Origin of the sequence: Yersinia ruckeri ATCC 29473, assembly GCF_000754815.1 — a bacterium.
GTDB classification, from domain to species: domain Bacteria; phylum Pseudomonadota; class Gammaproteobacteria; order Enterobacterales; family Enterobacteriaceae; genus Yersinia; species Yersinia ruckeri.
In genome coordinates this window covers 2,722,851-2,737,363 of the sequence record NZ_KN150747.1, presented here as the reverse complement: position 1 = coordinate 2,737,363, position 14,513 = coordinate 2,722,851, and the positions used below count along the sequence as shown (strand labels likewise).

The following is a 14,513-nucleotide window of genomic DNA, read 5'->3' as shown; positions in this document are numbered from 1 at the left end:
TGTTCGCGGCGGCGCGTTCCCAAGCTGCCAGCATATCGCTACGTGGATCGGCGGGTTCGTCAAGGTGGGTTAACGCCAACCGGTCATTCACGTCCGAAACTCTGACCGCTTCGGTCAGCTCGAGGAATAGAACTGTACCAATTTCGGCGGAATTGTTTAAAGAACTAAAAGCAAAAGGAAACGGAAAGGTATACCCAGATGTTGATTATTTGCTGGTGCGACAGTTGCTTAAAGAGATTGCACCTGATTTGCCAAAAGGTCAGGCAATCCATGCATTACGGCATACCTTTGCAAGTCATTTTATGATGAACGGCGGCAATATTTTGACGCTGCAAAAGATACTCGGCCATTCCAATATTTTGCAAACCATGACTTATGCGCATCTTGCACCGGATTACTTGCAGGATGCGGTTAGATTTAATCCGTTAGCAGATAGATAAGCGGCTACAGCCTCAATGTGTGTGTTGCAGTGATCCACAAATGGCCCAAATCACCTACGCGGTAGTAGGTTTTATCACGCAACGGCACGCATGTAAGTGATTATTTTTCATGTAACTGATTGATTTTTAAAAAGTGATATTGGCCGCGCAAGCGGCCTTTTCCTTTGCGTCTGTCGATAAATAAATTCACCTTCATTTTTAAGCAAATTTAAGCAAAACTTCCCCTTGGTGCGTTAACCTCCTAATATCTGTCATTAAACTTAGGCGTTATGCCTTTATTCTCCCGATTACTGTATTCTGCCGGTTTATCACTGGCATTAACAACCAGCAGGATTTGACCGTGTTATGCAAATAAATCAGACGTTTCAATTACTTCAACAGCGGCAATTGCAGCGGGATCGGCGTTATCTGCGGTTGCTTGTGTTGGGTTCGTTGCTAGCGTTGACCGTCAGTTTGTGCGCGGGTGAAGTCTGGCTGTGGCCGAGCCAATGGTACAGTGCGGACGGGCAGCTATTTGTTTGGCAATTACGGCTGCCGAGAGCTCTGGCGGTAATGATGGTGGGTGCCAGTTTGGCCGTTGCCGGTGCGATTATGCAGGCGCTGTTTGAAAATCCCTTGGCTGAGCCTGGTTTGCTGGGTGTGGCTAATGGTGCCGGTGTGACACTGGTGCTGGCGGTATTGCTGGGGCACGGATTGTTACCCGTGTGGGTGTTGAGCGTCAGTGCCATCGTCGGCGCCTTGCTGATGACTGCGTTGTTATTGGGTTTTGCTCGCCGCCAACGGCTGACTAACGCCAAATTGTTGTTGGTTGGTGTTGCGTTGGGTATTGTATGCAGCGCTATCATGACTTGGGCAGTGTATTTCAGTACCAGTCTGGATTTGCGTCAATTGATGTACTGGATGATGGGCGGTTTTAGCGGTATAGATTGGCGGCAGCAGGGTATGGTGTTACTGCTATTGCCGATAGTGATTTGGTTGTGTTTTCGCGGGCGAATCCTCAATTTTATGGCGCTGGGCGAGCAACAGGCGCGGCAGTTGGGGGTTTCCTTGCATTTGTGGCGAAATCTACTGGTATTGGCAATCGGATTATTAGTCGGTATTAGCGTGGCATTGGCTGGCGTGATTGGTTTTATCGGATTGATTATCCCGCATATATTACGTTTGACCGGATTGACCGATCACCGTTATTTATTAACCGGTTGTGCGTTAGCGGGCGCTGCGACGCTACTGCTGGCTGATGTGATTGCTCGTATTGCCTTATTCTCGGCAGAATTGCCGATCGGTGTGGTGACAGCAACCTTGGGGGCACCGCTTTTTATCTGGTTACTGGTGCGGGTGAAAAGCGTCAGGTAGTACATATTTGTTTAGCCGGTCCTAAAGGAGGCTTTGTTTCTGTGCATCGCTTGCCTTTTTCTCCCAATATGACGTCCAGACGATCTGGCAATGATTGCCGCGATGGTTCCGCTACCAACAAGCCAGCATTTATGCTGATTATCAGCTAACGAGATTATTTAGATGCTACTGCAACTCAGTGATATCAGTGTGGCGGGTCGTTTGGCTCCGCTTTCGGCTCAGGTCGAGGCTGGGTTACAAATCCATCTTATCGGGCCGAACGGTGCGGGGAAAAGTACATTATTAGCCTGTGCCGCGGGTATCTTGCCTGCGGCAGGCGCGCTGTCATTGGCGGGGCGTCCTCTATTGAGCTATTCCGGTGCTGAACTTGCCCGTTATCGCGCTTATCTCTGTCAGCAGCAGCCTGCAGTGAGTCTGATGCCGGTATTTCAGTATTTATCGCTGCACCAGCCTGTGGGAGCGAGCCCGGAAAATTTGGCGTCTACTATTGGGTATTTGTGTCAAAAACTGCGTCTGGCAGATAAATTGTCGCGGATGTTATCCCATCTTTCCGGTGGCGAATGGCAACGTGTCAGGCTGGCGGCGATTTTATTACAGGTGTGGCCGACGGTGAATAAGCATAGCCGGTTGCTGTTGTTGGATGAGCCGGCAAATAGCCTGGATGTGGCGCAGAAAGTGGCGTTGGATGAACTGCTCACGGAGTTTTGTGCCAGTGGGCGTAGCGTGATAATGAGTGCCCACGATTTAAATCATACTTTGCAGCAGGCCGATAGGGTGTGGTTGTTGGCTCAAGGGAAGATGGTGGCTCAGGGGGAAACCGCGCAGGTTATGCGGCCAGAGGTTTTATCGCCGGTGTTTGAAGTGGATGTCCAAATCCAAAGTTTTAATCAGCAGCATTGGATTATGACCAAAAGTGTCTGCTGATGACCTTGACGCATAATTTTGATATGTGGAGTCCGTTTGAATTAACTTCATACCGATATCTATTGCCAATAAGGTATCTTTTCTTTGACTGGGGTCTATGCATAGGCTGCAGAGAGAAACTCTTGTCGTGACCAACCGATCTCAATTTATTGAATTTGTGTCGGTTTAGTATTCCGCCCCCCGATCACCTTCTCATTACTACTGACGTCGTCATTCTGCGAGTTTTTTGTTTTTTCTTAAGGTTTGTTTAAGATTTATAAACTACATTCATTAGCCTGAGTGATAAAAAAAGAATCGTGACCGCGTTTAGTTTTCGTTAACTTGCAACTAATTATAGTTACGGTAAATACATTTTACATTTGTGTCCAAGTGGGTACATTCATGGATAGGTTTCTACCATTTTCTGTTCCAGCGATTGGTGATGAAGAAATTGCGGCAGTCACCGATGTTTTACGCTCCGGCTGGATTACTACCGGGCCACAAAATCAGCGGTTAGAGCATGATTTTTGTCAGGCTTTTGGTTGTAAACACGCTATTGCGGTGTGTTCGGCAACCGCCGGTATGCATATCACGTTAATGGCGTTAGGCATCGGGCCGGGCGATCAGGTGATTACGCCGTCACAAACCTGGGTTTCTACCCTCAATATGATTGTCTTGTTGGGCGCCGAACCGGTAATGGTGGATGTGGATAGCGATACCTTAATGGTTAGCGCTGAAACCATTGAAGCTGCAATTACGCCGAAAACTCGTGCCATTATTCCAGTGCATTATGCTGGTGCCCCCTGCGATTTAGCGCCTATCCGTCGTCTCGCCCGTCATCATAATATTCCTCTGATTGAAGATGCTGCTCATGCTGCTGGCACACGTTATGGCAACGAATGGATCGGGCAACAGGGCACGGCAATATTTTCTTTCCATGCGATTAAAAATATGACCTGCGCCGAAGGTGGATTAATCGCCACGGATGATGATCTTTTGGCTGAAAGGGTACGCCGCCTGAAATTTCACGGATTGGGGGTTGATGCCTTTGACCGCGAGTTAAAAGGACGCAGCCCACAGGCCGAAGTGGTTGAACCGGGCTATAAATACAACTTATCCGACATTCATGCGGCTATTGCAGTGGTGCAATTGAAGCGCTTACCAGAAATGAATGCTCGCCGTCAGGCACTAGCGCAGCGTTATATTCAGGCGTTGTCAGATTCACCATTGCAACCGTTGGCCGTGCCGAACTATGCCCATCACCATGCTTGGCACCTGTTTATGGTGCGAGTGGATGCTGAAAGCTGCGGCATCGACCGAGATCAACTGATGGCGGAGCTAAAAGCCGTCGGAATCGGCAGTGGTCTGCATTTTCGCGCTGCCCATACGCAAAAATATTATCGCGAACGTTATCCCGATCTGAAATTACCGAATACCGAGTGGAACTCCGCTCGTCTCTGCACTTTGCCACTGTTTCCCGATATGCAAGACAGCGATGTCGATCGGGTGGTGAAGGCATTAGCCACTATTATTGAGGCCCGCCGTGTCACAGCCTGAAATGATTAAAAAAGTCTCGATCGTTATTCCGGTTTATAACGAGCAAGAGAGTTTGCCTACACTACTGGAACGCACGAAAGCCGCTTGTCAGAAATTAAGTCAGCCTTATGAAATTATTATGGTTGATGATGGCAGTTCCGATAATTCCGCAGCAATGTTGACCGCCGCCGCTGAACAGCCGGGCAGTGCGGTGATTGCCGTGCTGTTGAACCGCAACTATGGGCAGCATTCCGCCATTATGGCCGGTTTTAATCAAGTCAGTGGTGATCTGGTTATTACGCTGGATGCGGATTTACAGAACCCACCAGAAGAGATTCCCCATTTGGTGAGCGTGGCTGAAGAAGGCTATGACGTGGTGGGAACCGTGCGTGCCAATCGGCAGGACTCGCTGTTCCGTAAGACGGCATCAAAGCTGATTAATATGATGTCCAAAAAGCCACCGGCAAGTCCATGGGCGATTACGGTTGTATGTTGCGGGCTTATCGACGGCATATTGTTGATGCAATGTTACACTGTCACGAGCGTAGTACATTTATTCCTATTCTGGCGAATACCTTTGCTCGCCGTACCACTGAAATTACAGTACATCACGCCGAGCGAGAATTTGGTGATTCCAAATACAGCTTAATGAATCTGATTAACCTGATGTACGACCTGATTACCTGCCTGACGACTACGCCGCTGCGTTTGTTAAGCTTGGTCGGCAGCGTTATCGCACTCTCCGGTTTTACATTATCCGTGCTGTTGGTGGCGTTACGATTAATCTTTGGCCCGGAATGGGCCGGTGGCGGCGTATTTACGCTGTTTGCTTTGCTTTTCATGTTTATTGGTGCGCAGTTTGTTGGTATGGGGTTGCTCGGTGAATATATCGGGCGAATTTATAACGATGTGCGCGCTCGTCCGCGTTATTTTGTGCAAAAAGTGGTCGGTTCAAAACCGGCCGATACCACTCAGGAAAAAGAATAATGAAAGCGATTGTATTTGCCTATCACGATATTGGCTGCGTGGGGATTAAGGCACTGGTTGAAGCTGGTTATGATATTCAGGCGATATTCACTCATACCGACGATCCGGCGGAAAACCACTTTTTCTCTTCCGTTGCCCGGGTTGCTGCCGAGCTGGAGTTACCGGTATTCGCGCCAGAAGATGTGAATCATCCATTGTGGGTTGAGCAAATTCGCGAACTTCAGCCGGACGTTATTTTCTCATTCTATTATCGTAATCTGCTGGATGAACAAATCTTGTCGATTGCTCCGCAGGGAGCATTTAATTTACATGGTTCGTTATTACCCCGTTATCGTGGCCGCGCACCCATCAACTGGGTGTTGGTTAATGGCGAAACCGAAACTGGCGTAACTTTGCACCAAATGGTGAAACGCCCGGATGCCGGCGGTATTGTGGGTCAATGCCGCGTGGCGATTTCTGACAGCGATACCGCACTGTCGCTGCACGGTAAAATGCGTGATGCCGCTCAGACATTGCTGCGGGATTTGTTGCCGAAAATGAAAAATGAAGCATTGCCATTAATCCCACAGGTTGAAGCCGATGCCAGTTATTTTGGCCGTCGCACTGCCGCTGATGGCGAAATAAGCTGGCTGAAATCTGCCGCTGAATTGCATAATTTGGTACGTGCCGTTACCGAACCTTATCCTGGCGCTTTTACCCATTTAGGTCAGAGAAAACTGATCGTTTGGCGTGCTCGTCCGCTGGACTGTAACCATAATAAAATACCGGGAACGGTACTCAGTGCCCATCCGCTGGTTATCGCCTGTGGGGATGGGGCATTGGAGATTATCAGTGGCCAGAGTGACGCGGGATTGTATATGCAAGGCCATCGCTTGGCGGCGGAAATGGGTATGGTCGCGGATGTGCGTTTAGGGGTTAAGCCACTGAATAAGCATAAAAGACGAACTCGCGTTTTGATCCTCGGCGTTAATGGTTTTATCGGTAACCATTTAACCGAACGTCTGCTGCGTGATGATGGTTATGAAGTTTATGGTCTGGATATTGGTTCGGATGCGCTAGGTCGTTTTATCGATAATCCGCGTTTCCATTTTGTCGAGGGTGATATCAGTATTCACTCGGAGTGGATTGAATATCACATCAAAAAATGTGATGTGATATTGCCGTTGGTGGCGATTGCGACACCGATTGAATATACCCGTAATCCGCTAAAAGTGTTTGAGCTGGATTTCGAGGAAAACCTGAAAATTGTTCGCGATTGCGTGAAGTACAATAAACGCATTATTTTCCCATCGACTTCTGAAGTCTATGGCATGTGCGATGATAAAGAATTTGATGAAGACCATTCGCGGTTGATTGTCGGGCCAATTAATAAGCAACGTTGGATTTATTCTGTATCCAAACAATTATTGGATCGCGTGATTTGGGCTTACGGAGAAAAAGAAGGGTTGAAGTTTACCTTATTCCGTCCGTTTAACTGGATGGGGCCGCGCTTGGATAATCTGGATTCAGCGCGTATTGGTAGCTCCCGAGCCATTACTCAATTAATTTTGAATTTGGTAGAGGGTTCGCCAATTAAGTTGGTCGATGGTGGCGAACAGAAGCGCTGCTTCACGGATATTAATGATGGGATTGAAGCCTTATTCCGTGTTATCGAAAACCGTGATGGTCGTTGTGATGGGCAAATTATCAATATTGGTAACCCAACCAATGAAGCCAGTATCCGTGAGTTGGCCGAAATGTTGCTGAGCAGTTTTGAACAGCACGAACTGCGCGATCAATTCCCACCATTTGCTGGCATGAAAAGTATTGAAAGTCGTGCTTATTATGGCAAGGGCTATCAGGACGTTGAGCACCGGACGCCAAGTATTGAAAACGCGCGCCGTTTATTGGATTGGCAGCCGAAAATTGCTATGCAACAAACGGTCACTGAAACCCTCGACTTTTTCTTGCGCAGTGAGTTGGCTGCGCAGCAGGCTACACCAGTCAATGGGAAGACTAAATGAAACGAGTGGGCCTGAGGATTGATGTCGATACTTACCGTGGCACTCGCGACGGCGTACCCTCGCTACTTGATGTTTTGGCGAAACAGGGTATTCAGGCCAGCGTCTTTTTTAGTGTTGGACCGGATAATATGGGACGCCATTTATGGCGTCTGTTACGGCCACGTTTTTTATGGAAAATGTTACGTTCCAATGCAGCGTCACTGTACGGCTGGCAAATTTTACTGGCCGGAACCGCTTGGCCGGGGAAATTGATCGCGAAGAATCTGGGAGCCTTGATAAGAGAAACCCAGGCTGCTGGCCATGAGGTGGGATTACATGCCTGGGATCATCAAGGATGGCAGGCAAAGGTAGGTTTATGGTCGCAAAGTCAGTTAAGCGATCAGATTCAGCGCGGTGTGGATGCGTTGCAAACCTGTATTCACGGGTCAGTGAGTTGCTCTGCGGTAGCGGGTTGGCGTGCTGATGGACGGGTGCTTGCGGCCAAACAACCGTTTCATTTCGATTACAACAGTGATTGTCGTGGGACGCATCCTTTCTGGCCGCAGTTGCCAGATGGCACGCTTGGCAGTGTCCAAATTCCGGTAACATTGCCGACCTACGATGAAGTGGTCGGCAGTGAAGTTCGGGCTCAGGATTTCAACGATTATATTCTGGATGCGATGCTGCGTGATCGTGGTGTGCCGGTTTATACCATCCATGCTGAGGTAGAAGGGATGTCTCAGGCCGATATGTTTGCCAATTTGCTGGTGAGGGCAAAAAAACAAGGTATTGAATTTTGCCCGTTGAGCCGATTATTACCCGAAAATCGTCAGAGTTTACCCGTGGGCAAAGTGGTGCGTTCGGCATTTCCTGGCCGAGAGGGATGGCTGGGGCGTCAGGCAGAGGTGGAAAGAGTATGAGTAAGGCATTGAAAAGCGGTGGCGCAGCGTTGCTGGCGATTTTTTTCGCTTTACTCTACTTGCTGCCGCTGAATGGTCGTTTGCTGTGGCAGCCGGATGAAACCCGCTATGCTGAAATTAGCCGCGAAATGTTACAGCGTGGTGATTGGGTGGTGCCTCATTTATTGGGAATCCGTTATTTTGAAAAACCGATTGCTGGATATTGGATTAATAATATTAGTCAGTGGATCTTCGGCGATAATAACTTTGCCGTGCGATTTGGTTCGGTGTTCAGCACCGGATTAAGTGCATTGTTGGTATTTTGGCTGGCCACATTAATGTGGCGCAATCGTAATACAGCGTTGCTGGCCACTTTTATCTATCTATCTTCATTGCTGGTATTCAGCATTGGTACGTATAGCGTCCTCGACCCGATGATTACCTTGTGGTTGACGGCGTCGATGTTGTGTTTCTATCTGACCCAGCAGGCCAGTAGTACCCGGCAGAAAGTCACGGCCTACGTCTTTTTAGGCCTAGCCTGCGGGATGGGGTTTATGACCAAAGGTTTTCTGGCGCTGGCAGTGCCAGTTATCGCGGTTATTCCCATTGTAATTCAACAGCGGCGGGTCAAAGAGTTACTGTTATTTGGTCCGATCGCTATTGTTTTTGCCTTATTGCTGAGCTTGCCTTGGGCGCTAGCGATTGGCAGTCGTGAGCCGGATTTTTGGCATTATTTCTTTTGGGTGGAGCATATTCAACGCTTTGCGGAAAAAGATGCGCAACATAAAGCACCATTCTGGTATTACCTGCCGTTGTTGTGCCTCGGGGTATTACCGTGGTTAGGATTATTACCAGGAGCATTGCTGAAAGGTTGGCGCGAAAGAGTCAAACGACCAGAGTTATTTTTCCTGTTGAGTTGGGTATTAATGCCGTTGCTGTTTTTCAGTATCGCCAAAGGTAAGTTACCGACTTATATATTGCCGTGTATTGCGCCTTTATCATTATTAATGGCCGCTTATGCACGAGATTGTGTCAGTGAAATGCGTATGGGCGCGCTGAAAGTCAATGGTTATATCAATCTGCTATTCGGTTCGCTGTGTGCGGTGGCGATATTAGTGATTGGCTTAGGGGCGGTTCCTCATTTGGTGGTTTTCTCTGCTGACGAGAAAATCAAAGTCGTTCTGGGCGTTTTGTCGTTTGCGGCTTGGGGGCTGGTGGGCTATTTCTGTGTGAGAAATCATGCCCGTCGCTGGCAATGGGCGGCGTTATGTCCGCTGCTGTTTGCGCTGTTGGTGGCCGATTTAATTCCCCAATCTGTCATTGATTCAAAACAACCGCAGGATTTTATTCAGAAAAATCGAGCGGAACTGAGCCAGAGTCGCTATGTGTTAAGTGATAGCGTGGGTCTCGCTTCTGGGCTGGCTTGGGAGTTGAAACGCAGCGATATCATTATGTTTAGCGAAATGGGGGAGGTGAGTTACGGTTTGTCTTATCCTGATGCTAAAGAGCATTATGTGAGTTATCAGGATTTCCCTCAATGGCTGGAAAACGCCCGTAAGCAAGGTAATGTTTCGCTGGTATTGCAGTTATCCCGAGGGGAACAGATAGCAGCAGGCCTGCCAGCGGCAAATAAAGTGTTGCAAAACAATCGGATGGCTTTATTGTGGTATCGGCAAATCCGATGATAAGTTATTTGCTGTTGATTATGGTGAGCTTGCTTACCTGTGCCGGGCAGCTTTGTCAAAAGCAGGCGGTCCAAATTTGGGCCAGTGAGTTACCACATCGTCGTGGGCGTACGTTACGCTGGCTGGCGGCGGCGGTGTTGTCTCTCGGTCTGGGTATGTTGCTGTGGCTTAGGTTGCTGCAACATATGCCGCTGAGCGTGGCTTATCCGATGCTGAGTTTTAACTTTGTCTTGGTGACGCTGGCATCACGGTTTTTCTTTGGGGAAACGGTGGGGGCGCGTCATTGGCTGGGTATTGCCGCCATTATGTTGGGTATTTTATTGATGAGTTGGCCGTCATGAAGGGATATCTTTGGGGGTTGGGCAGCGTAGTTTTGGTGACGTTAGCGCAATTATTGCTGAAGTGGGGGGTGATACAGTTGCCTCTGACCGGGTTATCCGGCTTAAATCTGCAATTTTTTGTCGATCATCGGGTGCCTGTTTGTGCGGTTGCGGGCGGTTTGTTTGGCTATGTGCTCTCGATGCTGTGCTGGTTTTTTGCCTTACGCTATCTGCCGCTTAACCGAGCTTATCCACTATTGAGTATCAGCTATGCACTGGTATATCTGGCGGCGGTGACGTTGCCGTGGTTTAGCGAAACGGCCACTTTATTGAAAACGATCGGCGCTGCCGTTATTCTGCTGGGTGTTTGGTTGATTAATTCGAAGTCAATTAAATAAATTCGCTACATTATCTTATTCAGATAACTTGTTTTTATTGTTAGTGGTAGATAGATTAGTCCGATAAATACAGCAAGATAGCTTGGTGTTTCGTTTTTTCCCTCGCGGATAAACCGGCCAGGCCTGACTTTCGGTGAGAGATCTATGCGGATGCGTTTTTGGATTTTTCTGGCCAGTCTTATTCTTGCCGGATGTAGCAGCAGAGCGCCGGCGCCCAGCGGTCACTTATCTGACCCGATAGTGGTGGTGGCACAACTGAAAGAACAATTGCGCCAATGGCAAGGCACGCCTTACCAATATGGCGGTCTGGACCAACGGGGTGTTGATTGTTCTGGCTTTGTTTATCGTACTTTCCGCGATCGTTTTGATGTGCAGCTTCCGCGTACTACCGCCGCCCAAACTTCACTCGGTACCCAAGTTTCTCGTGATGAACTGATGCCGGGGGATTTGGTCTTCTTCAAAACCGGTAGTGGAGAGAATGGTTTACATGTTGGCATCTACGATACCAATGACGAATTTATTCATGCCTCCACCAGTAAAGGGGTGATTCGCTCGTCGCTGGAAAATGTTTACTGGAAACGGGTTTACTGGCAGGCTCGCCGCATCTAGCCACTGATCAATAGCCTAAATATGTTATCTTATTGGCTGTTTATTCTGGTGCGGAGCGAGCGATGCCATCCCTGCGTTTATTCATTTCTGATTCCTACGATCCGTGGTTTAATCTGGCCGTTGAAGACTGTATTTTCCGCCAAATGTCGCCGGATCAGCGGGTGCTTTTCCTTTGGCGTAATGACAATACCATTGTTATCGGTCGCGCACAGAACCCGTGGAAAGAGTGCAATACGCGGCGAATGGCCGCCGATGGTATCAAGCTGGCGCGTCGCAGCAGCGGGGGCGGTGCCGTGTTTCACGACCTCGGTAATACCTGTTTTACCTTTATGGCCAGCAAGCCCGAGTACGATAAAACCATTTCTACCCACATTATTCTGAATGCCTTAGATTCGTTGGGTATTCAGGCTACGGCGTCAGGTCGTAATGATTTAGTGGTGACTAGCCCGGAAGGCGAGCGTAAAGTTTCAGGTTCGGCCTATAAGGAAACCAAAGATCGTGGTTTTCACCACGGCACGCTGTTATTGAATGCCAATCTTGGCCGCCTGGCCGATTACCTCAATCCCGATCCCAAAAAACTTCAGGCCAAGGGCATCTCCTCGGTACGCTCCCGCGTCGCCAATCTGGTGGAATCGGTGCCAGGTCTCGACCACGATAAAGTTTGTGCCGCCATTGAGCAGGCATTTTTTGCTCACTATGGCGAACAGGTACCGGCAGAGATTATTTCTCCACAAGCATTACCGGATATGCCGGGATTCAGCGAGCAGTTTGCCAGACAAAGCAGTTGGGAATGGAACTTTGGTCAAGCACCTGCGTTTAACCACCAAATGGATAGCCGTTTCCCGTGGGGCGGTGTTGAATTTCATCTCGACGTATTGCGCGGTGAGATCGAGCGTTGCCAGATTTTTACCGACAGTATGAATCCCACGCCGCTGGAAACCTTGGCTGAACGTTTGCCCGGTGTCGCTTATCGCCCGGAGGCGGTGGCGGGTGTGTGCCAAGGCTTGCTAAAGGATTTTCCCGACTCTCAGGCGGAGTTACGAGAGCTACGCCATTGGCTGGTTGAGGAACTGAAATAATGCCTCATTTTGATAACAGTTATGCGCGTCAATTAGCGGGTTTTTATACTCGATTATCACCGACGCCGCTAAGCGGTGCGCGCTTGCTGTATTACAGCGAGTCTCTGGCCAGTGAATTGGAGCTGGATGCTAGCTGGTTTAGCGGTGAGAAAACCGGTGTCTGGACCGGTGAGCAGTTATTGGCGGGGATGGATCCGTTGGCGCAGGTCTACAGCGGCCATCAGTTTGGTGTTTGGGCGGGACAGTTGGGTGATGGGCGCGGGATCCTCCTTGGCGAACAGCAATTAAGTGATGGGCGACAACTCGATTGGCACCTGAAAGGTGCCGGTCTGACACCTTATTCGCGGATGGGCGATGGGCGGGCGGTATTGCGTTCAGTGATTCGCGAGTTTCTGGCCTCAGAAGCCCTGCATTATTTGGGCGTGCCGACCAGTCGGGCGCTCACTATTGTGACCAGCGAACATCCGGTATTCCGCGAGCAGCCAGAGCGAGGAGCGATGCTGTTGCGGGTCGCTGAAAGTCATGTTCGTTTCGGCCATTTTGAGCATTTTTATCATCGCCAGCAGCCGGATCAAGTTCGGCAATTGGCTGATTATGTTATTGCCCGCCATTGGCCGCAGTGGGTGGGTCAGGCTCATGTCTATCTGGCGTGGTTTACCGATGTTGTGGAAAGAACGGCGCGGCTGATCGCCCATTGGCAAACGCTCGGTTTTGCCCATGGCGTGATGAATACCGATAATATGTCGATTCTGGGTATCACTATGGATTATGGCCCGTTCGGTTTTCTCGATGAATATCAGCCAGAGTATATCTGTAACCATTCAGACCATCAGGGACGTTATGCATTTGATAACCAACCGGCGGTGGCTTATTGGAATTTACATCGGCTGGGGCAGTCGTTGTCTGGCTTACTGACCTCCGGCGAGCTGCAACAAGCGTTGGATGTGTATGAACCCACATTGATGGCTGCTTACGGTCAGCAAATGCGTGCCAAATTGGGCTTTTTTACTGCGGAAAAGCAAGATAACGATTTACTCACCGATTTGCTGAGTTTGATGCAGAAAGAAAAACAGGATTATAGCCGGACGTTCCGTCGTTTGAGTCAGGTTGAACAGCTATCGGCGCAATCGCCGTTGCGGGATGATTTTATTGATCGTGAGGCATTTGATGGCTGGTATAGGCGTTATCGTCTGCGCTTACAGCAGGAGAATAGGGATGATGCCCAGCGCCAGCAGGCGATGAAAGCGGTTAATCCTGCGTTGATTCTGCGTAATTATCTGGCTCAGCAGGCAATAGAGCGGGCAGAACAAGAGGATGTTAGCGTTCTGAAACGCCTGCATTTGGCATTACAGCAGCCGTTTGCTGATAATGCCGACAATGAGGACTTGGCCGCCTTGCCCCCGGATTGGGGCAAGCATTTAGATATTTCCTGCTCCAGCTGATACTCATTAAGCGCTGGAAAAAACCACGCAGCATGAGGTAAAGATCATGTCGCGTGGGTCGGATTCGACGGGGAATATTACTGGCGTAAATAGACCTGTGGTAATTGATTTTCAGGATGGCAATAAACGCCTAAGTCTGCCTGATACCAACGGGTGAGAATATCGGTATGCAGCACTTCCTGTGGTGTTCCTGCTGCCACTAATCGCCCCTGATGCAGCAAGAGGATCCGATCTGCATACAGTGCGGCCAGATTCAGATCGTGCAGGACACAGCATACCGCCAGCGGTTGTTCCAGCGTCAACTGGCGCAGTAGCCGCAAGCTGTGTTGTTGATGGTGCAGATCCAGCGCCGAGGTCGGTTCATCAAGAAACAGGCAGCGGGGCGTGGGTTTTTTCTGCCATAGCTGAGCCAGTACCCGCGCTAATTGAACCCGTTGTTGCTCGCCACCGGATAACTGCCGATAATCCCGTTGCGCCAGTGGGGTGCAACCGGTTTGTTCCATCACTTGCTGCACCGCTTCTTTCATCCCAAGTTTGCCGTGCGGCGTACGCCCCATCGTCACCACTTCTTCCACGCTGAACGGAAATTTCAGGTCACTGTACTGACGCATCACGGCTCGGGTTTTAGCCAATTGCTGCCGCGACCAGGCTGATAGGGATTTTCCCAGCATCTGACAATCGCCGCTATTGGTGTTCAAATAACCGGTCAACAACCGCATCAGCGTTGATTTTCCCGCGCCATTGGGGCCGATAATCGCCACCATCTCGCCGCTGCGAATCTGCAAAGAGACATCCTGAATCAAGGTGCGGCCTGCGACGCTGAAACACAGGTTTTGTGCATCCAGTAATAGCGGTTCATCAGTAGGAAAAGTATCAGTAC

General features: G+C 49.5%; 12 protein-coding genes and 2 pseudogenes. 13 read left to right on the top strand and 1 reads right to left on the bottom strand.

The genetic code is table 11. The features are described from left to right. Positions 1–98: 98 nt before the first annotated feature. The 13 genes and pseudogenes from DJ39_RS17975 to DJ39_RS12100 form a co-directional block, all read left to right on the top strand. Positions 99–440, top strand: a pseudogene (locus DJ39_RS17975) (tyrosine-type recombinase/integrase); the annotation flags it as partial. A 345-nt stretch (positions 441–785) separates the two neighbouring features. Next, complete coding sequence (gene btuC, locus DJ39_RS12155) at positions 786–1,793, top strand: vitamin B12 ABC transporter permease BtuC (RefSeq protein ID WP_004717712.1); 1,008 nt, start codon at positions 786–788, stop codon at positions 1,791–1,793. 162 nt (positions 1,794–1,955) lie between these two features. Continuing rightward, a complete protein-coding gene (gene btuD, locus DJ39_RS12150; RefSeq protein WP_004717710.1) occupies positions 1,956–2,717 on the top strand; it encodes a vitamin B12 ABC transporter ATP-binding protein BtuD in 762 nt (253 codons plus the stop codon). 381 nt (positions 2,718–3,098) lie between these two features. Beyond that, entirely contained in the window at positions 3,099–4,253 is a 1,155-nt protein-coding gene (gene arnB, locus DJ39_RS12145) for a UDP-4-amino-4-deoxy-L-arabinose aminotransferase (protein ID WP_004717707.1), read from the top strand. Then, positions 4,240–5,219, top strand: a pseudogene (gene arnC, locus DJ39_RS12140) (undecaprenyl-phosphate 4-deoxy-4-formamido-L-arabinose transferase). Before arnB ends, arnC begins: the two are co-directional and overlap by 14 nt. After that, positions 5,219–7,222, top strand: a complete 2,004-nt coding sequence (gene arnA, locus DJ39_RS12135) for a bifunctional UDP-4-amino-4-deoxy-L-arabinose formyltransferase/UDP-glucuronic acid oxidase ArnA (RefSeq protein ID WP_004717704.1) — start codon at positions 5,219–5,221, stop codon at positions 7,220–7,222. Before arnC ends, arnA begins: the two are co-directional and overlap by 1 nt. Further along, positions 7,219–8,121, top strand: a complete 903-nt coding sequence (gene arnD / locus DJ39_RS12130) for a 4-deoxy-4-formamido-L-arabinose-phosphoundecaprenol deformylase (RefSeq protein WP_038251414.1) — start codon at positions 7,219–7,221, stop codon at positions 8,119–8,121. Before arnA ends, arnD begins: the two co-directional genes overlap by 4 nt. Beyond that, positions 8,118–9,785 (top strand): lipid IV(A) 4-amino-4-deoxy-L-arabinosyltransferase, encoded by a 1,668-nt coding sequence (gene arnT, locus DJ39_RS12125; RefSeq protein ID WP_038251411.1) that lies wholly within the window; start codon positions 8,118–8,120, stop codon positions 9,783–9,785. The genes arnD and arnT overlap by 4 nt, the downstream gene beginning before the upstream one ends. Continuing rightward, positions 9,782–10,126, top strand: a complete 345-nt coding sequence (arnE, locus tag DJ39_RS12120) for a 4-amino-4-deoxy-L-arabinose-phosphoundecaprenol flippase subunit ArnE (protein WP_038242682.1) — start codon at positions 9,782–9,784, stop codon at positions 10,124–10,126. The genes arnT and arnE overlap by 4 nt, the downstream gene beginning before the upstream one ends. Continuing rightward, positions 10,123–10,503 carry a 4-amino-4-deoxy-L-arabinose-phosphoundecaprenol flippase subunit ArnF gene (arnF, locus tag DJ39_RS12115; RefSeq protein ID WP_038242681.1) on the top strand — a complete coding sequence of 127 codons (381 nt, stop codon included), beginning with the start codon at positions 10,123–10,125 and terminating at the stop codon, positions 10,501–10,503. The genes arnE and arnF overlap by 4 nt, the downstream gene beginning before the upstream one ends. Before the next feature lie 144 nt (positions 10,504–10,647). Beyond that, a complete protein-coding gene (locus DJ39_RS12110; RefSeq protein ID WP_004717693.1) occupies positions 10,648–11,112 on the top strand; it encodes a C40 family peptidase in 465 nt (154 codons plus the stop codon). Between the two features lie 62 nt (positions 11,113–11,174). Continuing rightward, on the top strand, positions 11,175–12,191 hold the full coding sequence (gene lplA / locus DJ39_RS12105) for a lipoate--protein ligase (protein WP_038242680.1): 1,017 nt from the start codon (positions 11,175–11,177) through the stop codon (positions 12,189–12,191). Further along, complete coding sequence (locus tag DJ39_RS12100; RefSeq protein ID WP_004717692.1) at positions 12,191–13,633, top strand: protein adenylyltransferase SelO; 1,443 nt, start codon at positions 12,191–12,193, stop codon at positions 13,631–13,633. The genes lplA and DJ39_RS12100 overlap by 1 nt, the downstream gene beginning before the upstream one ends. Before the next feature lie 77 nt (positions 13,634–13,710). Here the strand turns inward: DJ39_RS12100 and DJ39_RS12095 are convergent, their stop codons facing one another. Beyond that, positions 13,711–14,478: a heme ABC transporter ATP-binding protein gene (locus tag DJ39_RS12095; RefSeq protein WP_038242775.1), complete on the bottom strand. Its 768-nt coding sequence runs from the start codon at positions 14,476–14,478 to the stop codon at positions 13,711–13,713. Positions 14,479–14,513 lie beyond the last annotated feature (35 nt).

What these genes read in the sequence shown, in the direction of transcription:
- btuC (WP_004717712.1), top strand. Translation starts at nt 786, where the DNA reads ATGCAAATAAATCAGACGTTTCAATTACTTCAACAGCGGCAATTGCAG.
- btuD (WP_004717710.1), top strand. Translation starts at nt 1,956, where the DNA reads ATGCTACTGCAACTCAGTGATATCAGTGTGGCGGGTCGTTTGGCTCCG.
- arnB (WP_004717707.1), top strand. Translation starts at nt 3,099, where the DNA reads ATGGATAGGTTTCTACCATTTTCTGTTCCAGCGATTGGTGATGAAGAA.
- arnA (WP_004717704.1), top strand. Translation starts at nt 5,219, where the DNA reads ATGAAAGCGATTGTATTTGCCTATCACGATATTGGCTGCGTGGGGATT.
- arnD (WP_038251414.1), top strand. Translation starts at nt 7,219, where the DNA reads ATGAAACGAGTGGGCCTGAGGATTGATGTCGATACTTACCGTGGCACT.
- arnT (WP_038251411.1), top strand. Translation starts at nt 8,118, where the DNA reads ATGAGTAAGGCATTGAAAAGCGGTGGCGCAGCGTTGCTGGCGATTTTT.
- arnE (WP_038242682.1), top strand. Translation starts at nt 9,782, where the DNA reads ATGATAAGTTATTTGCTGTTGATTATGGTGAGCTTGCTTACCTGTGCC.
- arnF (WP_038242681.1), top strand. Translation starts at nt 10,123, where the DNA reads ATGAAGGGATATCTTTGGGGGTTGGGCAGCGTAGTTTTGGTGACGTTA.
- DJ39_RS12110 (WP_004717693.1), top strand. Translation starts at nt 10,648, where the DNA reads ATGCGGATGCGTTTTTGGATTTTTCTGGCCAGTCTTATTCTTGCCGGA.
- lplA (WP_038242680.1), top strand. Translation starts at nt 11,175, where the DNA reads ATGCCATCCCTGCGTTTATTCATTTCTGATTCCTACGATCCGTGGTTT.
- DJ39_RS12100 (WP_004717692.1), top strand. Translation starts at nt 12,191, where the DNA reads ATGCCTCATTTTGATAACAGTTATGCGCGTCAATTAGCGGGTTTTTAT.